The sequence below is a fragment of the Micromonospora sp. NPDC002717 genome (genome assembly GCF_040295705.1).
Lineage (GTDB): Bacteria > Actinomycetota > Actinomycetes > Mycobacteriales > Micromonosporaceae > Micromonospora.
On the sequence record NZ_JBEOVW010000001.1, the window covers coordinates 490781 to 516095 of the forward strand.

Genomic DNA, 25315 nt, shown 5'->3' on the forward strand with positions numbered 1-25315 from the left:
AAGTCAGTCCGGAAGGCGGTGGACGTGTCAACACACCGACGTGCCTGGAAGCAGCGGGCCGGTGTGGTCGTGGCGCTGGTTGTCGGCGCTCTGCTCGCTGTCCCCGCCACACCAGCCCTGGCCGCCGACGTCAAGGTGTCCCCGAACTCTGCCACGGTGCAGGCGGGTAACGAGACGTCGGTCACCGTCTCGATCACTCCGACGAGCCCCACCGAAAGGTCGGTCAACCTCAGCCTCGCGGGTCTGCCGCAGGGGGTCGAGTGCGTCCGGGGTTGCGGGCAGGTCGAGCTGAACTTCGGAGAAACAGCGTCGCCGGAGGTTCGGCTGCGGGCGGCCAACAACGCTCCGGGCGTCGACCGGCAGCAGGTCACCGTCAACGTCTCGGGCTCCGGCGGCGCCTCGTTCAACCTGACCGTCAGGGGCCGTGAGGCGGAGCCGAGCCCGTCGCAGACGCAGACCGTCCGGTCGGTCTCCGGCAAGGTGGTCGCCCAGGCGAACGGCAAGGCCGTGCCGAACGCCGTGGTGATGCTCCAGGACGGCGCCGGCAACAAGCGGGACACGGTCAGCGACGACAGCGGCAACTACCGCTTCACCGGCACCACCGAGAAGCCGATCGCGCCGGGCCGGCTCGCCATCGGCGCCAGCGTCGGTGAGGTGTACGCCACCAAGGCATTCGACGCGAGCGCGGGCCAGAGCATCACCGGCCAGCGCATCGCCCTGGCGATCAAGGTCGAGACGACCCCGAGCGCCACCCCCTCGGCCACCGACGAGCCCCTCCCCACGGACGAGGCCCTCGACGAGACCCCCGGGGAGGAAACCGAGGCGAGCCCGGGCGCGGCGGCCAACGCCAGCAACGAGGACTCCGGCGGCATGGGCTCCTGGCTGATCATCCTGCTCGGCGGCCTGCTCGTCGCCGCGGGTGTCGGCACCATCGTGCTGCTCTGGATGCGACGCAAGGACAACGGCGACGAGGGCGGCGACGACGCCCCGGCGGGCGCCGCCGCGGGGGGCGCGGTCCCGGCGGCGCGCGGGGCGTACCGGGGCGCGGGCGCGGACGACCAGACCCGGGTGGTCAACCGGGCCGGCGCCGGGCCGGACCCGACGATGGTCGGCGGCACCTCGCTCAGCGACGCCCCGACGATGATGCACCGCCCCGTGGTCGACGACGTGCCGCCGGACCCGTACGGCGCGCCCCCGCAGCCCTACGGCGCGGCAGGCGCGGGGCAGGGCTGGGCCGGCAACGGCTACGGCGACGAGCCCGCCGGCTCGGGCGGCTACGGTGCCGGCGGCTACGGCGACGCGCCGTCCTCCGGTGGGGGCTACGGCAACGCGCCCGCCTCGGGCGGCGGCTACGGCAACGCGCCGTCCTCCGGCGGTGGCTACGGCAACGCCCCCGCCTCGGGCGGCGGCTACGGCGGCCACGACTACGGCGCTCCGGCGGGTGCTGCGGGTGCTGCGGGTGCCGGCGGCTACTCGGCGGGAGCCGGCGGCGGCCGGGGCTACGGCGACCGCTACGACGAGCCCACCGGCCGCTACACCGGCGAGCCCACCCAGTACCCGGCCCCGGCCGACCCCTACGCGACGGGCGTCTACCAGCCGGAGCAGGGCCCGGGCTACGGCCGGTCCGAGACCGCGCCGTACGGGCGGGGCGGCGAGCCGACCGGCGGCTTCGACCAGCGCGGCGGCTACGACCAGCAGGGCGGCTACGACGACCCGGGCTACGGCCAGCAGAGCGGCTACGGCCAGGAGCCTCCGCAGCAGCGCGGCGGCTACGGCAGCCAGGAGCCCCCGCAGCAGCGCGGCGGTTACGGCCAGGGCGGCTACGACCAGCCCACCTCGTACGACCAGGGTGGCTACGGCCAGCAGGGCGGCTACGGCCAGGAGCCTCCGCAGCAGCGCGGCGGTGGCTACGACGACCGCGGCTACGGCCAGGGCGGCTACGGCCAGCAGGGCGGCGGCTACGACGACCCGCAGGCCGGGCGCGGCCGCCCGGACGGCCCGCCGCAGCAGGACCGGGGTCGCCGGCTGGACTGGCTGGACGACTGACCGCACGGGCACAGCCGAAGACGACAGCACCACGGCGAGGGCCGTCCGGGATCTCCGGGCGGCCCTCGCCGCTGTGGCGCGGCACCGGCAGTCGGTCTGCCGAGGCGACGGAGGCCGACGGACGCGGGTGAGCGGACGCCGGGACGGCACGCCGCCGCGCAGTCCCGGCAGGCGGCAGGGCGCACGGCCGGCAGGCAGGCAGGCAGGGGCAGCGGCCGTCAGGCAGGCAGGCAGGGGCAGCGGCCGTCAGGCAGGCAGGGGCAGCGGCCGTCAGGCAGGCAGGCAGGGGCAGCGGCCGTCAGGCAGGCAGGGCACACGGCCCGCAGGGCGCGAGCGGGCTGTCAGGCGGCGGAGAAGACGCCCTGGCGCAGCACCGGGACCACGTCGGAGACGCCGACCCGGACGGCGGTCTCCACGTCCTGGGCGAAGCCGCCCTCGACCAGCTCGCGGCCCGACACGCTGCCGCGTACCGCGGCGGGAACGTCGGGGGTGCTGGCGAGCGCGGCGAGCGCCATGGCCGCCTCCACGGAGAGACCGCCGGTCACCCCGGAGAGGGCGTCCAGCACGCTGGCCGCCCCGAGCTGGTCCTCCACGGCGGGGCGCAGCGACCCGTCCGGCCAGCGCTCGCCCGAGGCGACCACGCCGATCGGGGCGTCCGTCGAGCCGTACCCGTGACGGCGCAGCCAGCGCCCGACGGCGCGCGCGTTGCGCAGGCAGGCCGCGACCACCGGCAGGCCGGTGGCGCTGGCCGCGGCGCTGATCGCCGAGCCGTTGGGCGACGGCAACACGAGGTCGGCGACGACCGGCGCGGTGCTCAGCGCCGCCGGCGAGAGCGACCACGGGTGCTCCGGCGACGTCTGCCGGCGGCCCACCGCGGCGACCGCGCCGACCCGTCGCGCGTAGTCGGCCGCCTGCTCCCCCCACGGGAACGGGTGCACCCGCATGCCGCGCCCGACGGCGACCTCCACGGCGGTGGTGAACGAGAGCACGTCCACCACCACCAGCACCGCGCAGACCCGGCCGAGCTCAGCCGCTCCCGTCAGCCCCCAGTCGAACCGGGCGCCGGATCCGGGTTGGGCGTAGACGGCCGCGGCCAACGCCTCAGCGCTTATCGGGCGCGGAGGGCTGCTCGGTGTCACCGGAGTCGGGGTCGGACGCGGCGTCGGACCCGGTCGGGCCGTCGGCGGCCGGCTCCCCGGGAGCGGGGACCGCGGCCTCCACCGGCGCCACGGCACCGGTCGACGGGACCGGCCCGGCCGACGCGATCGGCTCGGACGCGACGTCCGCCGGGTCCACCGGCGCCACCTCGGCCCGCTCGACGTCGGGCAGCGGCACGGCCTCGACCGCACCGGCCACGCCGGCTGCCGGCGCGGGCACCTGGACGACCTCCGAGCCCCCGAAGAGGCGCGGCAGCGTCGCGGTGTGCGCGGCGCGCAGCTCGTCCAGGCCGATCCGGAACTGTCCGTGCACCTCCAGCGCGCCGCCGGCCGGGTCGGTGACGCCGATCAGCTCGAACGGCACCCCGCGCTCGGCGCACAGGGCGGTGAACGCCTTCTCGTGGCCACGCGGCACCGAGACCAGGACCCGCCCCGCGGACTCGCTGAACAGGTAGACGAACGGCATCGAGCCGCTGGCGAACCGCTCCGGCACCGCGATCCGGGCGCCGACCCCGCGCCGCAGGCTGGACTCGACCAGACCCTGCGCGAGGCCGCCGTCGGAGAGGTCGTGCGCGGAGCTGAGGTGCCCGACCCGGGCGGCCTCCGCCAGCAGGTCCGCCAGCCGCCGCTCGTGGGCCAGGTCGACCTGCGGGGGTACGCCGCCGAGGTGCTCGTGGGTGACCCACGCCCACTCCGAGCCGGAGAGCTCCACGTGCGTCTCGCCGAGCAGGAAGAGCTGGTCGTGGTCGCCGCCGGGGCGCGGCACGAAGCCCATCGGCACCCGGTTGGCGACGTCGTCGAGCACGCCGAGCACGCCGACCACCGGGGTGGGGTGGATGGCCGCCGCGCCGGTCTGGTTGTAGAAGCTGACGTTGCCGCCGGTCACCGGGATGCCCAGCTCGGCGCAGCCGTCGGCCAGGCCACGGACGGCCTCGGCGAACTGCCACATCACGCCCGGGTCCTCTGGCGAGCCGAAGTTCAGGCAGTTGGTGACGGCGATCGGCTTCGCGCCGGTGACGGCGACGTTCCGGTACGCCTCGGCCAGCGCGAGCCTCGTGCCGTGGTACGGGTCGAGGCGGGCGTACCGGCCGTTGCCGTCCACCGACAGCGCCACGCCGAGCCCGGTCCGCTCGTCGATCCGGATCACGCCGGAGTCCTCGGGCTGGGCGAGCACGGTGTTGCCCAGCACGTACCGGTCGTACTGCTCGGTGACCCAGGTCTTGTCGGTCAGGTTCGGCGACGCGATCATGCGCAGCACGGTCTCGCGCAGCGCCTCTGGGTCGGCCGGCCGGGGCAGCGTCTCCGCGCGGTCGGCCTGGAGCAGGATCAGGTCGGCCGGCTCGCGCATCGGGCGGGCGTAGACCGGGCCGTCGTCGACCAGCGAGCCCGGCGGCACGTCGACCACGAGCTGGTCCCGCCAGGTGATCACCACCCGGCCCGGCTGGCCGTCGGGGGCCGGCGGGGTGACCTCGCCGATCGCGGTGGCCCAGACGCCCCACTTCTCGGCGGTCTTGAGCACGGCGTCGAGCTTCTCCGGCTCGACCACCAGCAGCATCCGCTCCTGCGACTCGCTGGCCAGGATCTCGTGCGGCTCCATCGAGGGCTCGCGCAGCGGCACCCGCTCCAGCCACACCCGCATGCCGGTGCCGGCCGCCGCGGCGGTCTCGGTCAGCGCGCAGGTCAGGCCGGCGCCGCCGAGATCCTGGATGCCGACGACGAGCTGGGCGTCGTAGAGCTCCAGGCAGGCCTCGATGAGCAGCTTCTCCATGAACGGGTCGCCCACCTGCACCGACGGGCGGCGCTGCTCGCTGCCCTCGTCGAAGGTGGCGCTCGCCAGCACCGACACGCCGCCGATGCCGTCCCGGCCGGTCTTGGCGCCCATCAGCACCACGACGTTGCCCGGGCCGGCGGCGGCCTTGTTCTGCAGGCGGTTGACCGGCAGCACGCCGAGGCAGAGCGCGTTGACCAGAGGGTTGCCCTGGTAGCAGGGGTCGAACACGACCTCGCCGCCGATGTTCGGCAGGCCGAGGCAGTTGCCGTAGCCGCCCACGCCGGCGACGACGCCGGGCAGCACCCGGGCGGTGTCGGGGTGATCGGCCGCGCCGAAGCGCAGCGGGTCCATCACGGCGACCGGGCGGGCGCCCATGGCCAGGATGTCCCGGACGATGCCGCCGACGCCGGTGGCCGCGCCCTGGTAGGGCTCGACGAAGCTGGGGTGGTTGTGCGACTCGACCTTGAAGGTCACCGCCAGCTCGTCGGAGACCTGCACCACGCCGGCGTTCTCGCCGATGCCGGCGAGCAGCCGGTCGCTCGGCGGGGCCTTCTCCCCGAACTGGCGCAGGTGCACCTTGCTCGACTTGTAGGAGCAGTGCTCGCTCCACATGATCGAGTACATGGCCAGCTCGGCCTGGGTGGGCCGGCGGCCGAGGATGTGCCGGATCCGGTCGTACTCGTCGTCGCGGAGCCCCAGCTCGGCGTACGGCTGCAGCTCACCGGGGGTGTCCACGGCGTGCGGCACGGTGTCCAGGCCGGCCGCCCAGTCGGCCGTCGCCGGCCCGGTGGGCGCGGCCGGCGGCGCGACGGCGGCCGCGCCCACCGGCTGCGCCGGGCCGGCCGGGAAGGCCTCCGGGGTCTCCCGTACCTCGTCCGGATGGCTGGTCATGACCTCTCCTCGCTGCGCTCAGGGCCGCCGTGCGGGCGGGTGAGCCGACCGATGATGCCGCCGCGCACGGTCACCGCCCCGCACGTCGTTCGCGACTGCGGGGCTCGCGGACCCGGCTCACTCCTCGCGCTCACGCGGGCGCCCCCACCAGGTGCTTGAGCACCGAGGTGAAGAAGCCGAGGCCGTCCAGGGAGGGGCCGGTGAGCGCCTCCACGGCGTGCTCGGGGTGCGGCATGATGCCGACCACGTTGCCGGCGGGGTTCGTGATCGCGGCGATGTCGCGCTGCGACCCGTTGGGGTTGCCGCCGACGTAGCGGGCGACCACCCGGCCCTCGGCTTCGAGCTGGTCGAGCGTCGCGGTGTCGGCGACGTAGCAGCCCTCGCCGTTCTTGACCGGGATCAGCACCTCCTGGCCGGGCTGGAACGCGTTCGTCCACGCGGTGCCGACCGACTCGATGCGCAGGACCTGGTCCCGGTTGCGGAAGTGCAGGTGCTGGTTGCGGGTGAGGGCCCCGGGCAGCAGGTGGGCCTCGCAGAGGATCTGGAAGCCGTTGCAGATGCCGAGCACCGGCAGGCCGCCCCGGGCCGCGTCCACGATCGTCTCCATCACCGGGGCGAACCGGGCGATGGCCCCGCAGCGCAGGTAGTCGCCGTAGGAGAAGCCGCCGGGCAGGACGACGGCGTCCACCCCGTGCAGCCGCGGGTCACCGTGCCAGAGACGGACCGGTTCGGCGCCCGCGATGCGGACGGCCCGGGCCGCGTCCCCGTCGTCCAGCGAGCCGGGGAACGTGACCACACCGACCCGGGCGGTCACGAGCGGGCGTCCGCGGTCTCGTCGGCCTCGACCAGGCGGACGGTGAAGTCCTCGATGACCGGGTTGGCGAGCAGTTTGTCGGCGATCTCCCGGGCCCGGTCCAGGTCCGGTTCACCGGTGAACTCGATCTCGATCCGCCTGCCGATCCGAACCGAGGCGACGTCGCTGACGCCGAGCCGGGGCAGCGCGTTTGCGACGGCCTGGCCCTGCGGATCGAGGATCTCGGGCTTGAGCATGACGTCGACGACGACGCGAGGCACTGGGCACTCCTGACTGTGTACGCAGTTGGGTGCCTACCCACAACGGGCGAGCGCAGCCAGCCTACCTGGCAGATACGGCCCTGGACGCACCGGCCGGACGCAGTTCAGGCGGTGGTCGGCGTTCCCGGCGCGGAGGCCGCGGACCGATACGGGTTCGTTGCGATCCCGATGCGTTTCCGTTGCCGACCAGCCCGTTTCGCCCCACTCCGGCCGCCGGGACGCCCGCCGCCATCGACCGGCGGACCACCACTCCTATCGATGGGGTTCGATGAGACTCTTGTGAACGACATCTCAGGAGCCCTACCGTACATCGTCGTACGTCGATTGGACGTGCCCGGCCGCCGGCCACCCCGACCGCGGCCGACAGCTCGACCCGGTGACCCCGGGCCCATCCCCGAAGGAGCCCCCATGCGCATCCGATCCATGATCGCGGTGCTGGCCACCGCAGCGGCCGGCCTGCTCGGCGCCAGCTCCGGCGCCCTCGCCGCCCCGGCGGGCCCGCAGCCCATCATCGGTGGCGGGACCGTCTCGTCCGCCCCGTGGGCCGCCGCGGTGTTCAGCAACGGATCGTTCACCTGCTCCGGCACGATCATCGCGCCGGAGTGGGTGCTCACCGCCCGGCACTGCCTCGGCGGCAGCATGTCCGTCCGGGTCGGCAGCGTCTACCGCTCCTCCGGCGGGGTCACCCGCACGGTGAGCGCCACCTACAGCCGCTACGACCTGGCCCTGATGCGCCTGTCCAGCTCGGTGAGCACCTCGTACGTCACGCTGGCCAGCAGCAACCCGCCGATCGGCTCCACCAACTCGATCTACGGCTGGGGCATGACCTGCTACAGCGGCTGCTCCGCCTCCAGCCAGCTGAAGACCGCGAGCGTCCAGGTGACCAGCAACAGCGCCACCGACGCGTACGGCGGCCAGGCGATCCGGAGCACGCGGATCAACGGCAACGCGTGGCGGGGCGACTCGGGCGGCCCGCAGTTCTACAACGGCCGCCAGGTCGGCGTCGCCTCGACCGCCGACGGCTACAGCATCCAGAACTACGGCAGTGTCGCGTACAACCGGGCCTGGATCACCTCGGTGGCCGGTGTCTGACGGTTAGCGCCCGGGCGGCGCGGATGGCCGGCCACGCGCCGGCCGTCCGCGCCGCGCCGTTTTGCAGCATCCGATCAGGTGAACAAGGCTCGCGATCGGGTGCGGGGTCGCCCTGACAGCATCGGAAACGTGCTGGTCGTGACGACGGAGCAACTACCCGGGTACGAGATCCGCCAGATCCTCGGCGAAGTGGTGTCGTCGATGGCCAGGACGCGGAACCCGTACCGCGAGGGGGTCAAGAACCTGCGCGGTGGCGCGTACGACCCGATGGCGCCGGACAACCTGACCCGGTGGCGTACCGACTCGGTGGCCCGGCTCGGCGAGGAGGCCCGCCGCCTCGGCGCGAACGCCGTGGTGGGCATGCGCTTCGACAGCCGCGACTGCGGCGAGATGTGGATGGAGATCTGCGCGTACGGCACGGCGGTGATCGTGGTGCCCAAGGTGCCCGACGTCATGCCGCCCGACCAGCCGCTGGTCGCCGCGGAGACCGCCCACGACCCCGCCTTCGCCGACTCCCCGGGCGGCATCGCCGAGCCGGCGAGCGCCCCCACCCTCCGCACCGCGGCCGAAACCCCCACCCGCGACTCCTGACCCACCGGCCCCTGGCCCCCTGGGGTTGGGGGTGGGGGGGTTAGAGGATGGGGGGTGGGGTGTAGGTGGCGGCCTTGGGGTGGGCTTCGACCACGGCGGCTACTCGGCGGGTGACCGCCTCGACCTGGGCCGGGGCGGCGCCGACGAAGGCGGTGCGGTCGGCGACGAGCGCGTCGATCTCGCCCCGGGTCAGGCCCAGGCGGCCGTCCGCCGCGAGGCGGTCGAAGAGGTCGTTCTCGGAGGCGCCCTTCTCGCGCATGGCGAGCGCGACGGCGACCGCGTGCTCCTTGATCACCTCGTGGGCGACCTCGCGCCCGACGCCGCGCCGGACCGCCGCCACCAGGATCTTGGTGGTGGCCAGGAACGGCAGGAAGCGCTCCAGCTCCCGGTTGACCACCGCCGGGTACGCGCCGAACTCGTCCAGCACGGTGAGGAACGTCTGGAACAGCCCGTCGGCGGCGAAGAACGCGTCCGGCAGCGCGACCCGGCGGACCACCGAGCAGGAGACGTCCCCCTCGTTCCACTGGTCGCCGGCCAGCTCGCCGACCATCGACAGGTAGCCCCGGATGATCACCGCGAAGCCGTTGACCCGCTCGCTGGACCGGGTGTTCATCTTGTGCGGCATCGCGCTGGAGCCGACCTGGCCCGGCTTGAAGCCCTCGGTCGCCAGCTCCTGGCCCACCATCAGCCGGATCGTCGTGGCCAGCGAGGACGGCGCGGCGGCGATCTGCGCCAGCGCGGAGAGCACCGCCAGGTCGATCGAGCGCGGGTAGACCTGGCCGACGCTGTCGAGCACCCGGGAGAAGCCGAGGTGCTCGGCCACCCGGCGCTCCAGCTCGGCCACCTTGTCGGCGTCGCCGTCGAAGAGGTCCAACTGGTCGGCGGCGGTGCCCACCGGGCCCTTGATGCCGCGCAGCGGGTACCAGTTGATCAGGTCGTCCAGCCGCTCATACGCGATCAGCAGCTCCTCCGCGGCCGACGCGAAGCGCTTCCCCAGCGTGGTGGCCTGCGCGGCGACGTTGTGCGAGCGGCCGGTCATGACGAGGCCCGAGTGCTCGACGGCCAACCGGGACAGCCGGGCCAGGGTGGCGACCACCCGGTCCCGGACCAGCTCCAGCGAGGCCCGCACCTGGAGCTGCTCGACGTTCTCGGTGAGATCGCGGGAGGTCATCCCCTTGTGCACGTGCTCGTGCCCGGCGAGCGCGCTGAACTCCTCGATCCGGGCCTTCACGTCGTGCCGGGTGACCCGCTCCCGCTCGGCGATCGAGGCGAGGTCGACCTGGTCGAGCACCCGCTCGTACGCCTCGACCACGCCGTCCGGGACGGGCACGCCGAGGTCCCGCTGCGCCCGGAGCACGGCGAGCCAGAGCTGCCGTTCCATCCGGATCTTCTGCTCCGGTGACCAGAGGGCGACCAGCTCGGGCGAGGCGTACCGGTTGGCGAGCACGTTGGGGATCGTCGTCACGTACCTCAGTCTTGCACGCCCCTCCCGCGGGCCTTCGCCGAAGACCCGCGACGTGCCACGGCTCTCGGCAGGGCGGGGTGGGCGGAGCGTCGTCGCCCCGGCATGCCGCGCGTCGCGGCGACCGGTCGACCGACCGCCCTCAGGACGAAGGTACGGGACGGCCCGTCAGGGCCCGCCACAGTCCCGGGGATCAGCGGGGCCCGTCCCCCGTCGACCGTCCCGCCCCGATCACGAGCCGGTCCAGGTAGAGCAGCTGCAACGCCACGAACGCGGCCAGGAACAACAGCAGCATCGGCAGCGGCAGCACCTGGGCGACGAGCCCCCGCGTGGCCTCCGGGTCGCCGAAGGTCTCCGCGAGCCGCAGGAGGACCAGGTTCGCCGCCGGCGCGTGCCGGACGTCCGCGACGACCAGTTGCGGCCACAGCCAGCTCTGCGCGCCGACCAGCCAGCTCAGCAGCCCGGCGCCGGCCAGCATCGGCAGGGCTGGCAGGAGCATGGTCGACCCGAACCCGCCGCCGGCCTCCCAGCGTTCCCGCTGGCCCCGGAAGAGCAGGGTGAACACCACGAGCGCGGGGATGCAGAGCCAGCCCGGCGGGATCAGCCCGACGAAGGTGTTGAGCTGGTCGGCCTCCCGGGCCCGGGCGAAATGGGCGATGGCGAGCGGACCGTCGCCGACGAAGAGCCAGGGCGCGAACGGCAGCAGGAGCAGCTCACTGGCCCGGCCCAGTGGGCGCAGGCCGCCGATGCCGAAGCCGGCCAGGGCGGCGACGCCCACTCCGACCACCGCCGGGATCAGCGGCGGCAGCCAGGTGTTGACCTGGACCTGGCCGGTGGAGACGCCGGAGGGCAGGAGCGCCGCCTCGGCGGGGAGCGCCCGCAGCCACGGCGCCAGCACGTAGGCGAGCACGCCGAGGAACGCCAGCAGCCCCACCGCCAACACGCCGAGCGCGACCGGGTTGCGCGCACCGGCCGGGACGCCCGTCGGAGCGCCCGCAGGAGCGCCCGTCGGAGTGCCCGTCGGGGCGCCGGCCGGGCGGTCGCGCCACCCGGTGAAGGCGATCCTCGTCCGGGTGACCAGGAGCAGGACGACGGCGAGAACGCCGAGCACCGCCAGCAGGGCGAGCAGCAGCACGTTGCCCGCGGCGCCGACGCCGAACTGGAGCCAGGCCACGCTCTCCCGGACGATCCGCACCAGAGGGGCGACCTGGTCTTCCCGCCCGCCGAGGACGGGCCACTGGAGGGACCAGGACTGTACGGTCACCGCGACGACGGCCAGCCCGAGCACGCCGCCGACGGCCAGGACCGCCGGGCCGGAGCGGCCGCCGCCGGGGCCACGGCGCAGCGCGGCGAGGAAGACGGTGGCACCGACCGCGACCACCAGCCCGGCCGTCAGCAGCGCCACGGCGCGTGCGGCGGTCAGCGTGGGCGCCTGCGTCCAGGCGTCCCGGTCGGCCTCGAACCGGTCCATCGTCCACGCCACCCCGACGGCGAGCGGGGCGTAGGCGGCCAGCGGCAGGGCCAGCAGCGCCCGGGTCACCAGCCGGGGCACCCGGCCGGCACGCTGTGCGGCGAGCGCGAGCAGCGGGGCGACGAGCAGCGCGAGCAGCAGCGGCACGAGGGCGAGGAGCAGCGCGTGGCCCAGGTCGCCGAGGAACCCCCGCTCGATCACCTGCGCGTAGTTGTCGCCGCCGACGGACTCGGTCGGCCCGCCCAGCCCGTTCCCCCGCCGGAAGCTCTCCACCAGCGTGCTGACCGACGGAAGCGCGTACGACCAGAGCAGGGCGACGGCCGCCGGCACGAGCAGCACCAGCCCGGTGACCACCTGGGCCGTCCGGCCGATCCCGACGCCCCCGGCCGGCGCCGGGCCGAACGGGGCCGGGAGGGGCGGCGCGGGGTGGGCCTTGGGGTCGGGCACGGACGTCGGGTTGGCAGACACCGGCGGGATCCTCCGGTCGACAGTGGAACGGGGGGCGACTCAGGTTAGGCCACCCGACCGGCACCGCGTCCAGGTGCGGATCTGCACAGTCACGCCGGCCGGCGGCGCGCCCCGCACAGCGTCCACCCCGGCGGGGCGGGCGCTCAGCGCTCCAGGATCGCCGTCACGCCCTGGCCGCCGGCCGCGCAGATCGAGATCAACCCCCGCCCGCTCCCCTTCTCGGCGAGCAGCTTCGCCAGGGTCGCCACGATCCGGCCGCCCGTTGCCGCGAACGGGTGCCCGGCGGCCAACGACGAGCCGTTGACGTTCAACTTCTCCCGGTCGATCGCGCCGAGGGGGGCGTCCAGCCCGAGCCGGTCCTTGCAGAACTCGGGCGACTCCCAGGCGGCCAGGGTGGCCAGCACCTGCGAGGCGAACGCCTCGTGGATCTCGTAGTAGTCGAAGTCCTGAAGCGTCAGCCCGGCCCGGGCCAGCATCCGGGGCACCGCGTACGCGGGGGCCATCAGCAGCCCCTCGTCGCCGTGCACGAAGTCGACGGCGGCGGTCTCCGACCAGGAGAACCAGGCCAGCACGGGCAGGTGGTGCTCGCTGGCCCACTCCTCGCTGGCCAGCAGCACCGTGGAGGCGCCGTCGGTCAGCGGCGAGGAGTTGCCGGCCGTCATCGTCGCCCGCTCGGCGTCCGGGCCCTTCGCGCCGAAGACCGGCCGCAGCGACGCGAGCTTCTCCGGGCTGGTGTCCGCGCGCAGGTTCTGGTCGCGGGTGAGCCCGAGGTAGGGCGTCAGCAGGTCGTCGAAGAACCCCCGGTCGTACGCGGCGGCGAGCCGCTGGTGCGAGCGCAGCGCCAGCTCGTCCTGCGCCTGCCGGTCGACCTGCCAGCGCAGCGCCGTGCGGGCGGCGTGCTCCCCCATCGACAGCCCGGTGCGCGGCTCGGCGTTGCGCGGGATCTCCGGCCGGAACGGCTGGGTGGGGCGCAGCTTCGCGGCGGCCCTCAGCCGCTCGCCGAGGGTGCGGGCGCTGTTCAGCCTGAGCAGCGTGCGGCGCATGTCCTCGTTGACCGCGAGCGGGGCGTCGGAGGTGGTGTCCACGCCGCCGGCGATGCCGACGTCGATCTGCCCGAGGGCGATCTTGTTGGCGACCAGGATGGCGGCCTCCAGCCCGGTGCCGCAGGCCTGCTGGATGTCGTACGCGGGGGTGTGCGGGTCGAGCTTCGAGCCGAGCACCACCTCGCGGGTCAGGTTGAAGTCCTTGGCGTGCTTGAGCACCGCGCCGGCGACCACCTCGCCGACCCGCTGGCCGGCCAGGCCGAACCGGGCGACCAGCCCGTCCAGCGCCGCGCCCAGCATGTCCGCGTTGGACGCGCTCGCGTACCGCGAGTTGGACCGGGCGAAGGGGATGCGGTTGCCGCCGATGACCGCCACCCGCCGGATGCTCTGCACGATCCCGCCTCCTCGAAGGGCTTGCCCTCAACCTACTCGCCAGTAGGCTACGCCTATGACCGACAGGTACGCGAGCTTCGTCCGATCGGGGGCCGGTCGCGCGCTGGTCAAGCGCCTCGGGCTGCCCGACCCGCCGCGACTGCGCCGGCACACCCCCGGCGACCCCCTCGCCTCCGGGCCCGTCCTGCTCGGCGCCGCGACCGGGGGCCGGCTCGCCGCGCAGGTCGGCAAGATCCTGACCGCCGCCGGGGTCGAGCTGCGGGACCCCGCCGCCGTGGAGCCCACCGAGCGCTTCGCCGCCCTGGTCTACGACGCGACCGGCATCAGCGACTCCACCGAGCTGCGCCAGCTGTACGACTTCTTCCACCCGCACGCCCGCTCGGTGCTGCCCAGCGGTCGGGTGGTCGTGCTCGGCACCCCGCCCGCCGAGGGCGGCTCGCCCCGGGAGGCCACCGCCCAGCGGGCCCTGGAGGGGCTGACCCGCAGCATCGGCAAGGAGTTCGGCCGCGGTGTCACCGCCCAGCTCGTGTACGTCACGAAGGAGCCCGACGCCGGCACGTCGACCAGCCTGGAGGCCACCCTCCGGTTCCTGCTCTCCGGCCGGTCCGCGTACGTCTCCGGGCAGGTCATCCGGGTCGGCGCCGGCAGGGCCGAGCCGCCGACCGACTGGGACCGCCCGCTGGACGGGCAGGTCGTCCTGGTCACCGGGGCGGCCCGGGGCATCGGCGCGGCGCTGGCCCGGGTGCTGGCCCGCGACGGCGCGCGCGTCGTCGCGCTGGACATCCCGGCGGCCGGGGACGCGCTGGCGGCGGTCGCCAACGAGATCGGCGGGACGGCCGTCCAGCTCGACCTCACCGCCCCCGACGCCCCGAACCGGCTCGCGGAGCACCTCGCCGGCCGGCACGGGCGGGTCGACGTGGTCGTGCACAACGCCGGCATCACCCGGGACAAGACCCTCGGCCGGATGGACGCCGACCGCTGGGACTCCGTGCTCGACGTCAACCTCTCCAGCCAGGAGCGGATCAACGACGTGCTGCTGGAGCGGGAGCTGATCCCGGCCGGCGGGCGGATCGTCTCCGTCTCCTCCATCGCGGGCATCGCCGGCAACCGGGGCCAGACCAACTACGCCACCAGCAAGGCGGGCGTGATCGGGCTGGTCGACTCGCTCGCCCCCGTCCTGCGCGAACGGCAGATCAGCGTGAACGCCGTCGCCCCCGGGTTCATCGAGACCCGGCTGACCGCGCGCATCCCGCTGATGCTGCGCGAGGCGGGCCGGCGGATGAACAGCATGTCCCAGGGCGGGCTGCCGGTGGATGTCGCCGAGACCATCGGCTGGCTGGCGTGGCCGGCCTCCGGCACGGTCAGCGGCAACGTCGTCCGGGTCTGCGGCCAGAGCCTGCTGGGGGCGTGATGGCCGGGCGGAGGGAACCGGCGGAGGGCCCGGCCGAGGACCTGTCGGTGCACGAGCTGATCGACGGCCCCACGGAGCGGCTGTCGGAGGAGACGCTGGCCGCGATCCGCCGGCCGGGGCCGGCCGACCACGACCTGAGCCTGGCGGAGACGCACGACCTCTCCGGGCACGCCTCCTCGGTCGAGGCGACGCAGGACCTGGCCGGGCACGCCGGGGCGGTCGCCCGGGAGCGCGTCGAGCTGGCCCGGATGCCGGCGGCCGGGGCGCTCTACCGGCGGGCGCTGCTCGGCGCGCTGCCCGGCCTCGGCGGGCGACCGGCGGCGGCCGGCGCCCCGGCGGCCGAGCTGGCCGTCGGCGGGATCGCCGTCGACCGGGCGCACCTGGCGGACTACGACCGGGTCTGCGGGTTCCGGCTGACCGACCGGCTGCCCGCCACGTTCCCGCACGTCATGGGCTTCCCGCTGGCCCTGCGCCTGATGACCGCGCCGGGGTTCCCGATCCCGCTGACCGGCGTGGTGCACGTGGGCAACCGGATCACCGTGCACCGCCCGGTCACGGCCGACGAGACCCTCGACTTCACCACGTACGCGGAGAACCTGCGCCCGCACGACCGGGGGCGGCAGGTCGACGTGGTGCTGGTCGGCTCGGTCGGCGGGGAGGAGGTCTGGCGCGGCGTCTCGACGTACCTCGGCCGGGAGCGCAGGCCCGGCGGCGACGGAGGGCGCGACCGGGGCGAGCGACCCCCGGCGCCGGCCGGCTCGGCCCACTGGCGGGTCGAGCCCCGCGTCGGTACGCACTACGCGCGGGTCTCCGGCGACCACAACCCGATCCACACCTCCCGACTGGGGGCCCGGCTGTTCGGCTTCCCGCGGCCCATCGCGCACGGGATGTGGAGCAAGGCGCGGTGCCTGGCCGCGCTGGAGAACCGGCTGCCGGACGCCTACACCGTCGAGGTGGCGTTCAAGCTGCCGGTGCCGCTGCCGAGCACGGTGAGCTTCGGCCTGCTGCCGGGCGGCGGGTTCGCCCTGCACGACCTGCGCGGTCGCCCACACCTGGTGGGCCTCGTGCGCTGACCGCCCCTGCCAACCCCCGGCCGCGTCGCACCCGCGCCGCCCGGGGTTGGCAGGGGCGACCGCATGCGCTAGGTTGTTCTCACATCGAGATGTTCTCAAGATGAGAGGGACGCCGTGGACGAGCAGGACTTCCTGGCCGCGTACGACCCCCGGGCCTATCCGGCGGTCGCGGTCACCGTCGACGTGGTGGCGCTGACCATCCGCGACGGCGCGCTCCACCTGCTGCTCATCCGGCGCGGCGAGCCGCCCTTCGCGGGACACTGGGCGCTGCCCGGCGGCTTCGTCCGCCCCGACGAGGACCTGACCGCCGGCGCCCGGCGGGAGCTGGCCGAGGAGACCGGGCTCGGCGGTGAGGGGCTGCGTCGCGTACACCTGGAGCAGTTGGCCAGCTACGGCGGCGTCGACCGCGACCCGCGGATGCGCGTCGTCTCGGTCGCCCACCTCGCGTTCGCGCCCGACCTGCCGGACGCGGCCGCCGGCACCGACGCCGACGAGGCGGTCTGGCTGCCGGTGACCGCCCTGAGCAGCCGGCAGCTCGCCTTCGACCACGACCGGATCATCGCCGACGGGCTGGAGCGGGCCCGGTCCAAGCTGGAATACACCCCGCTCGCCACCCGCTTCCTCGCCCCCGAGTTCACCATCAGCGAGCTGCGCGCCGTCTACGAGACGGTCTGGGGGCACCCGCTGCACGCCGGCAACTTCCACCGCAAGGTGCTCTCGGTGCCGGGCTTCGTGGAGAGCACCGGCGCCAGCACCGAGCGCGGCGGGGCCCGGGGCGGCCCCCGCGCCAGGCTCTACCGGGCCGGCGACGCCCGGCTGCTGCACCCGGCGCTGCTGCGCCCCGCCCGCGAGGAGACGGTGCGGTGAGGACCGCCGAGGCGATCCACCTGGTCGCGGCGGCCCGCACCGACGCCGACCTGTTCGGCGCCGACGAGCCGGCCCGGCGCTACCGCGAGCTGGTCGCGGCCCTGCACCCCGACCGGGTGCCCGCCGATTCGGCCGTACGCGCCGAGGCCACCGAGGCGTTCGTCCGGGTCACCACCCGCTGGCGGGCCCGACGGGTCACCGTCCTCGGCGGCTACCGCATCGGCGCGCCGGCGCACTCCGGCGACCTGGCCGACCTCTACGACGTCGGGGCGGACCGGCTGCTCAAGCTGCCCCGGCGGCCCACCGACAACGACCTGATGGCGCGGGAGGCGCACGCCCTGCGCGCCCTCGCCGAACGTGGCGACCCGCGCTACCTGCCCTACGTGCCCCGGCTGGTGGAGGAGTTCCGGCACCGGGACCCCGACACCGGCGCCGAGCGGCGGGTCACCGTACTCGCCACCGCGCCCGGCCTGCACGACCTCACCGAGGTGCGGCGCGCGTACCCGGACGGGCTGGACGCCCGGGACGCGGCCTGGATGTGGCGGCGGCTGCTGGTCGCGCTCGGCCTGGCCCACCGGGCGGGCGTGGTGCACGGCGCGGTGCTGCCGCCGCACGTGCTGATCGAGCCCGACGGGCACGGCGTGGTGCTGGTCGACTGGTGCTTCTCCGTCGTCGACGGTGGCGCCGTCCCGGCGCTCGTGCCCGGCCACGAGGACTGGTATCCGGCCGAGGTCGTCGCGAAGCGCCCGTGCGGGCCGGGCACCGACATCGCGATGGCCACCCGCTGCATGACCTGGCTGATGGGCCCGCGCGCGCCGCGCGAGCTGCTCGCCTTCGCCCAGGGCTGCCTGCGGCCCGCCCTGAACGCCCGGCCCGGCGACGCCTGGCGTCTGCTCCGCGAACTCGACGAGGTGCTGGACCGGCTCTACGGGCCGCGCACCTTCCGACCCTTCACCCTGAACCCCTGAGGAGGCTGCCATGGGCAGTGGAACCTGGTCCACCGACGTGTACGACGCCGCCGACCGCTACCGCCGGGCCACCGGCAAGAGCGCGTTCTCCTACAGCGACAGCGGGGCGCGCACGGTGCACCCCGCGCTCGACCCCCGCGACGCGACGCGGGAGAGCCGCGACTCCGACGAGCACCCGCAGTCGACGGCCATCGCCGTGCTGTTCGACGTGACCGGCTCGATGCGCAACGTGCCGCGCGTCCTCCAGACCAAGCTGCCGCAGCTGCTCGGGCTGCTCCAGCGGCAGGGCTACGCCCGCGACCCGCAGATCATGTTCGGCGCGATCGGCGACGCCACCTGCGACCGGGTGCCGTTGCAGGTCGGCCAGTTCGAGTCCGACAACCGCATGGACGACGACCTCGGCCGGATCGTGCTGGAGGGCGGTGGCGGCGGGCAGATGACCGAGTCGTACGAGCTGGCCATGTACTTCATGGCCCGGCACACGGTCACCGACTGCTGGGAGAAGCGCGGCCGGCGCGGCTACCTGTTCATCATCGGCGACGAGCTGGCCTACCCGCAGGTGAAGGCCCGGGAGGTGGCCCGCCTGATCGGCGACGACCTGGCCGAGGACGTGCCGCTGCGGCAGGTGGTCGACGAGGTGACCCGCCGCTGGGACACCTACTATCTCCTCCCCGCCGGCAGCCACTACGCCGGCAACGCCAAGGTGCTCGACTTCTGGCGGGGCCTGCTCGGGCAGAACGCCGTCGTGCTGGACGACCTCGACGCGGTCTGCGAGACCATCGCGCTCACCATCGGCCTCGGCGAGCAGGCCATCGACCTGGACGAGGGCCTGCGCGACCTCGACCGGGCCGGTTCGGGCGCCACCGGGACGGTGTCGAAGGCGCTGGCCCGGCTCGGCCGGGGGCGGCGCGCCGAGGTGTCGGCGCTGCCGGCCTTCCGGGACACCGACGGCGGGGTCACCCGGCTGTGAGACACGTGACGGTGGTCGACCTCGGCTACGGCGACGCCGGCAAGGGCACGGTCGTGGACTGGCTCTGCGCCACCCGGCCCGTGCACACCGTGGTCCGCTTCAACGGGGGCGCGCAGGCGGCGCACAACGTGGTGCTGCGCGACGGGCGGCACCACACCTTCGCCCAGTTCGGCGCGGGCACCTTCCACCCCGGGGTGCGTACGCACCTGTCCCGGCACGTGGTGGTGGACCCGCTGGCGCTGGCCGCCGAGGCCGACCACCTCGCCTCGGTCGGGGTGCCCGACGCGCTCGACCGGCTGACCGTGGACGGGGAGGCGCTGCTCGCCACCCCGTACCACCGGGCCGCCAACCGGGCCCGGGAGATCGCCCGGGGAGCCGACCGGCACGGCTCCTGCGGGCTGGGGGTGGGCGAGGCCGTCGCGTACGGTCTCGCCCACCCCGACGAGGCGCCCCGGGTGGCCAACTGCCGCACCCCGGCGCTGCTGCGCCGCCGGCTGACCGCCCTGCGGGACCGGCTGACCGCCGAGCTGGGGCCGCTGGACGCGCCGCCCGTCGAGGACTGCCTGCCCGCGTTCACCGGGTTCGCCGGGCGGGTGGCGATCGTGGACCGGGGCTGGCTTGCCGGGGCGCTGCGCGCCGGGACGTGCGTCTTCGAGGGCGCGCAGGGGGTGCTGCTCGACGAGTGGCACGGCTTCCACCCGTACACGACGTGGAGCACCACCACGTTCGCCAACGCCGACAGCCTGCTCGCCGAGGCGGGCCAGGCGGGCACGGCGACGCGGCTCGGGGTGCTGCGCGTGACCACCACCCGGCACGGGCCGGGGCCGCTGGTGACCGAGGACCCGACCCTGCCGTGGACCGACCCGCACAACCCGACGAACCCGTGGCAGGGCCGGTTCCGGTTCGGCCACTTCGACGCGGTCGCCCACCGGTACGCCCTCGCCGCGGCCGGAGGCGTCGACGGCCTCGCGTTGACCCACCTCGACCTCGCCGGCCCCGGGCTGCGGATCTGCCGCCGCTACGACTCCACCGACCGGCTCACCCCGGGCCCGCCCGGCGACCTGGACCGGCAGTCCGCGCTCACCGCCCGCCTGCTGCGCTCCCGCCCGGTGTACGACGACGACCCGCCCGTCGACTGGCCGTCGGCGGTGGCCCGGGAACTGGCCGCCCCGGTGGTGCTCACCTCGCACGGCCCCACCGCCGGGGACAAGGTCCCGCACGGCCCGCTGCTCGCCCCGCCGGCCCTGGTCGCCACCGCCTGACGCGGTGATCGCGGCCGGCAACGGGTGAGCGTGCCGCCGCTCGCGGATCTTGAATGCGTCGTCGAGCAGGGTGATCCGACGACTCGGCCACCCGGCGCGCCGGGCCCGGCCAGCATGGGGGCATGGAGTCCGCGCTCGACCTGCTCCGGCAGCTGGTCAGCTCCCCGTGGGTGTACCTGCTGCTGTTCGGGCTCACCGCGGTCGACGCGTTCTTCCCGGCGGTGCCCGGCGAGACCGCCGTGATCACCGCCGCCGTGCTCGCCACCGACGGCAGCCCCAACCTGGTGGCGGTGATCGTCGCCGCCGCATTCGGCGCCTGCGTCGGCGACCACATCTCGTACGCCATCGGGCGCGGCGGCGGCGCGCACCGGCTCGCCCGGTTTCCCGAGGACAGCCGGCGGCGGGCCGGCTCGGAGTGGGCCCGCCAGGCGGTGCACCGGCGCGGCGGTCTGATCCTCACCACCGCCCGGTACATCCCCGGCGGTCGCACGGCGGTGACCCTCACCATGGGCGCGGTCCGCTACCCGCTCCGCTCGTTCCTGCTGTTCGACTCGATCGCGGCGGTGAGCTGGGCGCTCTACTCCGCCCTGCTCGGCTACTTCGGCGGGCTGGCCTTCGAACGCGATCCGGTCAGAGGCATCCTGGCCGCGGTGGGTATGTCGGTGGCGGTGACGCTGGTGCTGGAGTCCGTCCGCTGGCTCCGCCACCGCGCCCACCGCCGCACCCCCCACTGACCGCGCCCCACCCACCTCTGGCCCGCCCACGTCCGTCCGGGCCCGGGCCCACGCGCCGACCACCCCGCGCGCCGCCGCGCCCACCGCTCACCGCTCGCCGCCGCGCCCACCGCTCGCCGCCGCCCATCGACGGGCTGTTCCACCACGGCGCGGCCGACGAGTGGAACAACATGGCTGTCACGGCGGGCGGGAGACAACCGTGACGTTCCACCGGTGCGGGAGCCGGGACGGCGGACCCCTCCGTCCCGTCGTGGCCGGGCACCGGGCACCGGACGTCGTGGCGGGGCGGGCGCCGACGACGTCGTGGCCGGAGAGGCGCCGAGGACGCCGTGTCCGGGCAGGCGGCGGCGACGCCGTGACCAGGCAGACGGCGGTTCTACCGTGGCCAGGCAGGCGGTGGCGACGTCGTGGCCGGGCCGTCAGAGGAGGTCGGCGTCGTGGACCAGGATCGCGAGCTGCACCCGGTTGGCGAGCTGGAGCTTCGCGAGAGCCCTGCTCACGTGCGTCTTGACCGTCGCCTCGCTCATCGTCAGCCGGCGGGCGATGTCGGCGTTGCCCAACCCCCGGCCCACCTCCCGGACGATCTCCAACTCCCGGTCCGTGAGGTGGCCCAGCCGCTGCCGCGCGACGTCCCGCCGGGCCGGGCCGCGCTCGGCGAAGGAGTCGATCAGCCGCCGGGTGACCGTCGGGGCCAGCATGGCGTTTCCGGCGGCCACGGTCCGCACGGCGGCGGCGAGTTCCCGGGGCGGCGTGTCCTTCAGCAGGAAGCCGACCGCGCCCGCCCGCAGCGCCCGGTGCACGTACTCGTCTCGGTCGAAGGTGGTCAGCATGACGACCTTCGCCCCGGTGGCGACCACCTGCGGGGCGGCGGTCAGCCCGTCGGTGCCCGGCATCCGGACGTCCAGCAGCACCACGTCGGGACGCAACCGGCGGGTCTCGGCCAGCGCCGCCGCGCCATCGGCCGCCTCGCCCACCACGGTGAGGTCGGGTGCCGCCTCCAGGATCAGCCGCAGCCCGGCACGGACCAGCTGCTCGTCGTCGACCACCAGGACCCGGATCATGTCGCCTCCTCCACCGGGATCAACGCCCGGACCAGGAAGCCGCCGTCGCGGGGGCCGGCCTCCAGCCGCCCACCCAGCAGTTCCACCCGCTCCCGGAGGCCGATCAGCCCGAGTCCCGCTCCGGGCAGGGCCGCACCGCCCGCCAGCCCACCGTCCGCACCCGGCAGGGCCGCACCGCCCGCCGGCCGACCGTCCGCACCCGGCCGGGCCGGGCCGCCCGCCGACGGGCCGGTGCGGACGCTGATCTCCAACCCGCCCGGGAGATACCGCAGCCGGACGGTGGTGTCCGCGTCCGGCGCGTGCTTGCGGACGTTCGTCAGCGCCTCCTGGACCACCCGGTACACCGTCCGGCCGGCGGTGGCGGAAACGGGCCGGGGCGTCCCCTCGTCCTGCCGGTCGACCCGCAGCCCGACGGCGCGGGACTCCCGGACCAGGTCGGCGACGCCGGCCAGCCCGGCGGCGGCGGTGGTGGCCGGCTCGCCGGCGGGCGTGGGCTGGCGCAGCACGCCGAGCACCTCCCGCAGGTCGGTGAGGGCCTGCCGTCCGGTGGACCGGATCAGGGTCGCGGTGTCGACCGTCGCCGGATCGGTGGCGGTGACCTCCAGCGCGCCGGCGTGCACCACCATCAGCGACACCCGGTGCGCCACCACGTCGTGCATCTCCCGGGCGATCCTGGCCCGCTCCTCGGCCCGGACGCGCTCCGCCCGCGCCTCCTGCTCGCGCTCCAGCCGCTCGGCCCGGTCCCGCAGGGCGGCCAGGGTGTCCCGGCGGGCCCGGACCCAGAGCCCGACGACCAGCGGGAACAGCACCGTCCACGCGAACATCGCCAGCGCGTTGGCGGGCGTGGCGGTGGTCAGCCGCCGCTCGCCACCCACCACGACGCCGATCACCACGCCCGCCACCGCCACCAGGGCGGCACCGGCGAGGAAGCCGGCGAGCCGCCGACGGTCCCGCAGCCGGAGTCCGGCCTGCCAGGAGGCGACGGCCACCACCGGCCAGGCCGCCAGGAGCAGCCACGTGACGGCGGCCGTCACGAACAGCGGCCAGCGCCGTGCGCGTACCGTCGCGGCGGCCCAGCCCGCGAGGACGGCGACGGCGAGGACCAGCACCCCGGGCAGCGGCGAGCGCACCCCGAGCGAGCCGGTCGCCGCCCCCCAGACCCCCGCCGCGACGACGACGGCGAGCAGCACGGGGGCGTACCGCTCGACGGTGCGCCGGAGCGCGACGGCTCGGGAGGTCACGCCCCGAGCCTAGGCCGGGCGGAGGCTGTTGCCGTCCACCCGCCTCCGGTGTGCGCGCGACCCCTGACGCCGGTCCGCGCCCGACCCTGAAAGCCGGTCGTGCCCGACCCGGATCCCTCTCGGGGTCGGGCACGACTTAAGTCGCAGGCACCGGGGTGACCACCGGACGATGGCGGGGCCGCCGGGCGGCACCAGCATCGAGATCATGGATTCGGTGCTCGACCTGCTCCACCAGACGATGTCCTCGCCCTGGGTCTACCTGGCGCTCTTCGCGATCGCGGTGATCGACGGCTTCTTCCCGGCGGTGCCCAGCGAGACGGCGGTGATCACCGCCGGCGTGTTCGCGGCGACCGGGCAACCCGACCTGGTGGCGGTGATCGCGGTCGCGGCGGCCGGCGCGCTGGTCGGCGACCACGTGTCGTACGCCATCGGCCGGCACGGCGGCGGACGCCTCCTCGCCCGCCTGCCCGACGGCGGCCGGCGACGGACCGCCTACGAGTGGGCACGGCGCGGGATCGCGGTGCGGGGCGGGCTGATCCTCACCGTCGCCCGGTACGTCCCCGGCGGCCGGACCGCCGTCACGATGACCATGGGGGCGACGCGCTTCCCCCGGCGGCGCTTCCTCGCCTTCGACGCGCTCGCCGCCGGCTCGTGGGGGGTCTACTCGGCGCTGGTCGGTTACCTCGGCGGGCTCGCCTTCGAGCAGGACCCGATCCGGGGGCTGCTGCTCGGGCTCGGTCTCGCGCTGACGGTGACCCTGGTGGTGGAATTGACCCGCTGGCTCCTGGGCCGTCGCCGGGCGGCCGTCGGCGCGCCCGCCCGGGAGCCGGCGGAGCTGCGACGGTGACCCACCCGCGGCCCCGGCCGCCGACGCCGACCGGGCCTTCGGCATCGGCCGGGCATCGTCGGCGTCGGCCGGGCGTCGGCCGGGCGTCGGCGGCGGCGTCGGCGTCGGCCGGGCATCGGCGTCGGCGTCGGCCGGGGCTTCGGCGTCGGCGTCGGCCGGGGCTTCGGCGTCGGCGGCGTCGGCGTCGGCGAGATGCGGCACCAGCCGGGCATGGGACCGCGCGAGGGCGGCGGGCCCGTCGGTCGGTCTCCCCGGGCGGGATGTCAGGCGGTGGGCGGCCGCCAGGTGGCGCCGCGCAGGAGTTGGCCGGCGCCGAGCCACGCGACGTTCATCATCCGCGTCGCGGTCTTCTCCGGGTCCGCCTCCGGGTGGTCGGCGAGCCAGTCGGCCAGCGACTCGGTCGCCCCCACCAGGGCGTACGCGACGACCTCCAGGTCGGTCTCGCCCACCTCGCGCCCCTCGGCGCGCAGCGCGTGGCCGAGCATCCCGGCGACCACCTCGACCAGCCGGGCGCGCATGCCCGCCAGCTCGCCGGCGAACGGCTGCTCGCCCCGGGCCTGCCGGTAGAGCACCGCCCAGCCGTCCCGGTGCGCCCCGACGAAACCGAAGAACGCCCGCAGCCCGCGCCAGAGTCGCTCGTCGGCCGACAGCTCGGGGGCGGCCGCCCCGGCGATGGCCTGCATCATCCGGGCGCCCTCCCGGTGCAGGCAGGCGACGAAGAGCTCCTCCTTGGTGCCGAGGTAGGCGTAGACCATCGGCTTGGAGATGCCGGCGTCCTCGGCGATCTCGTCCATGCTGGCCGCGTGGAACCCCCTGCGGGAGAACGCTTTCACGGCCGCGTCGAGCATCTGCTGCTCGCGTACGGCACGTGGGAGGCGCTTGAAGGTGGGTGGGGTGGACACCCTTGCGAGCATACCTACTCGTGCGTAGGGTTACGCACGAGTAGCCAATACCGGAAGGTGCAGACCCATGACTGACTTCGACCCGGCCAACTTCGCGAACGTCGGCCCCAAGGAGTTCGCCCAGCTGGTCAAGTCCACCCCGGACGACAAGATCGCCGAGGTCATGTCCGGCGACCTGCGCGGCAAGATCCTGGGCGAGGTCTTCAGCCGGATGCCGCAGCTCTTCCGCGCCGACCGGGCGGGCTCGACCAACGCGGTCATCCACTGGAACATCACCGGCCGCCCCGACGGTGGCACCGACACCTACGAGGTCGTCATCGCCGACGGCGCGTGCACGGTCAACGAGACCGCGCAGCACGACCCGAAGCTGAGCCTCACCATGGGCCCGGTCGAGTTCCTGAAGATCGTCTCCGGTGGGGCCAACCCCGTCATGATGTTCATGACCGGCAAGCTCAAGGCCAAGGGCGACCTGGGTCTGGCCGCCAACATCGCCAACCTGTTCGACATCCCCAAGGCCTGA

21 protein-coding genes and 1 pseudogene are annotated in these 25315 nt (G+C 75.1%); 12 read left to right on the forward strand and 10 right to left on the reverse strand.

Features of this window, described 5'->3' with window-relative positions; genetic code table 11:
* Positions 1–24 precede the first annotated feature (24 nt).
* Positions 25–2046 carry a carboxypeptidase-like regulatory domain-containing protein gene (locus ABT006_RS02470; protein WP_350702133.1) on the forward strand — a complete coding sequence of 674 codons (2022 nt, stop codon included), beginning with the start codon at positions 25–27 and terminating at the stop codon, positions 2044–2046.
* A 341-nt stretch (positions 2047–2387) separates the two neighbouring features.
* Here ABT006_RS02470 and ABT006_RS02475 read toward each other — a convergent pair whose 3' ends face one another.
* The 4 genes from ABT006_RS02475 to purS all read right to left on the reverse strand — a co-directional run bounded on the left by ABT006_RS02475 (position 2388) and on the right by purS (position 6939).
* Positions 2388–3143, reverse strand: coding sequence for a 2-phosphosulfolactate phosphatase (locus ABT006_RS02475; RefSeq protein ID WP_350702135.1), 756 nt, complete (start codon positions 3141–3143; stop codon positions 2388–2390).
* A gap of 4 nt (positions 3144–3147) precedes the next feature.
* Complete coding sequence (purL, locus tag ABT006_RS02480) at positions 3148–5865, reverse strand: phosphoribosylformylglycinamidine synthase subunit PurL (RefSeq protein WP_350702137.1); 2718 nt, start codon at positions 5863–5865, stop codon at positions 3148–3150.
* Between the two features lie 130 nt (positions 5866–5995).
* Entirely contained in the window at positions 5996–6679 is a 684-nt protein-coding gene (gene purQ, locus ABT006_RS02485; protein WP_350702139.1) for a phosphoribosylformylglycinamidine synthase subunit PurQ, read from the reverse strand.
* Complete coding sequence (gene purS / locus ABT006_RS02490) at positions 6676–6939, reverse strand: phosphoribosylformylglycinamidine synthase subunit PurS (RefSeq protein ID WP_030332194.1); 264 nt, start codon at positions 6937–6939, stop codon at positions 6676–6678. Before purS ends, purQ begins: the two co-directional genes overlap by 4 nt.
* 408 nt (positions 6940–7347) lie before the next feature.
* Here purS and ABT006_RS02495 point away from each other — a divergent pair, with 408 nt between their 5' ends.
* Positions 7348–8031, forward strand: a complete 684-nt coding sequence (locus ABT006_RS02495) for a S1 family peptidase (RefSeq protein ID WP_350702141.1) — start codon at positions 7348–7350, stop codon at positions 8029–8031.
* A 23-nt stretch (positions 8032–8054) separates the two neighbouring features.
* Positions 8055–8622: pseudogene (locus ABT006_RS02500) on the forward strand (YbjQ family protein).
* A 40-nt stretch (positions 8623–8662) separates the two neighbouring features.
* Here ABT006_RS02500 and purB read toward each other — a convergent pair.
* From purB to ABT006_RS02515, 3 genes are all read right to left on the reverse strand, one after another.
* Positions 8663–10087 (reverse strand): adenylosuccinate lyase, encoded by a 1425-nt coding sequence (gene purB / locus ABT006_RS02505; protein WP_350702143.1) that lies wholly within the window; start codon positions 10085–10087, stop codon positions 8663–8665.
* A gap of 190 nt (positions 10088–10277) precedes the next feature.
* Positions 10278–12023: an amino acid adenylation domain-containing protein gene (locus ABT006_RS02510; protein WP_350702145.1), complete on the reverse strand. Its 1746-nt coding sequence runs from the start codon at positions 12021–12023 to the stop codon at positions 10278–10280.
* 143 nt (positions 12024–12166) lie between these two features.
* On the reverse strand, positions 12167–13459 hold the full coding sequence (locus ABT006_RS02515) for an acetyl-CoA C-acetyltransferase (RefSeq protein ID WP_350702147.1): 1293 nt from the start codon (positions 13457–13459) through the stop codon (positions 12167–12169).
* Positions 13460–13514: 55 nt separating this feature from the next.
* On the opposite strand from ABT006_RS02515, the gene ABT006_RS02520 reads away from it, so the two are divergent.
* The 7 genes from ABT006_RS02520 (at position 13515) to ABT006_RS02550 (ending at position 20744) form a co-directional block, all read left to right on the forward strand.
* Positions 13515–14870: a 3-oxoacyl-ACP reductase gene (locus tag ABT006_RS02520; RefSeq protein WP_350702149.1), complete on the forward strand. Its 1356-nt coding sequence runs from the start codon at positions 13515–13517 to the stop codon at positions 14868–14870.
* Positions 14870–15943, forward strand: a complete 1074-nt coding sequence (locus tag ABT006_RS02525) for a MaoC/PaaZ C-terminal domain-containing protein (protein WP_350702151.1) — start codon at positions 14870–14872, stop codon at positions 15941–15943. The genes ABT006_RS02520 and ABT006_RS02525 overlap by 1 nt, the downstream gene beginning before the upstream one ends.
* Before the next feature lie 114 nt (positions 15944–16057).
* Complete coding sequence (locus ABT006_RS02530) at positions 16058–16810, forward strand: NUDIX hydrolase (RefSeq protein WP_350702152.1); 753 nt, start codon at positions 16058–16060, stop codon at positions 16808–16810.
* On the forward strand, positions 16807–17778 hold the full coding sequence (locus tag ABT006_RS02535) for a serine/threonine protein kinase (protein ID WP_350702154.1): 972 nt from the start codon (positions 16807–16809) through the stop codon (positions 17776–17778). The genes ABT006_RS02530 and ABT006_RS02535 overlap by 4 nt, the downstream gene beginning before the upstream one ends.
* Positions 17779–17788: 10 nt before the next feature.
* Positions 17789–18748, forward strand: a complete 960-nt coding sequence (locus ABT006_RS02540) for a hypothetical protein (protein ID WP_350702156.1) — start codon at positions 17789–17791, stop codon at positions 18746–18748.
* Entirely contained in the window at positions 18745–20010 is a 1266-nt protein-coding gene (locus tag ABT006_RS02545; RefSeq protein ID WP_350702158.1) for an adenylosuccinate synthetase, read from the forward strand. Before ABT006_RS02540 ends, ABT006_RS02545 begins: the two co-directional genes overlap by 4 nt.
* Before the next feature lie 122 nt (positions 20011–20132).
* Positions 20133–20744 carry a DedA family protein gene (locus tag ABT006_RS02550; RefSeq protein WP_350702160.1) on the forward strand — a complete coding sequence of 204 codons (612 nt, stop codon included), beginning with the start codon at positions 20133–20135 and terminating at the stop codon, positions 20742–20744.
* Positions 20745–21163: 419 nt separating this feature from the next.
* Here the strand turns inward: ABT006_RS02550 and ABT006_RS02555 are convergent, their stop codons facing one another.
* Both ABT006_RS02555 and ABT006_RS02560 read right to left on the reverse strand, forming a co-directional pair.
* Positions 21164–21805: a response regulator gene (locus ABT006_RS02555; RefSeq protein WP_350702162.1), complete on the reverse strand. Its 642-nt coding sequence runs from the start codon at positions 21803–21805 to the stop codon at positions 21164–21166.
* Positions 21802–23046: a sensor histidine kinase gene (locus ABT006_RS02560; RefSeq protein WP_350702164.1), complete on the reverse strand. Its 1245-nt coding sequence runs from the start codon at positions 23044–23046 to the stop codon at positions 21802–21804. Before ABT006_RS02560 ends, ABT006_RS02555 begins: the two co-directional genes overlap by 4 nt.
* Positions 23047–23251: 205 nt before the next feature.
* Between ABT006_RS02560 and ABT006_RS02565 the strand changes: the two genes are divergently transcribed.
* Positions 23252–23893: a DedA family protein gene (locus ABT006_RS02565; RefSeq protein WP_350702703.1), complete on the forward strand. Its 642-nt coding sequence runs from the start codon at positions 23252–23254 to the stop codon at positions 23891–23893.
* A 263-nt stretch (positions 23894–24156) separates the two neighbouring features.
* On the opposite strand, the gene ABT006_RS02570 is transcribed toward ABT006_RS02565, so the two are convergent.
* Positions 24157–24795, reverse strand: a complete 639-nt coding sequence (locus tag ABT006_RS02570) for a TetR/AcrR family transcriptional regulator (protein ID WP_350702166.1) — start codon at positions 24793–24795, stop codon at positions 24157–24159.
* Positions 24796–24862: 67 nt separating this feature from the next.
* Between ABT006_RS02570 and ABT006_RS02575 the strand changes: the two genes are divergently transcribed.
* Complete coding sequence (locus tag ABT006_RS02575; protein ID WP_350702168.1) at positions 24863–25315, forward strand: SCP2 sterol-binding domain-containing protein; 453 nt, start codon at positions 24863–24865, stop codon at positions 25313–25315.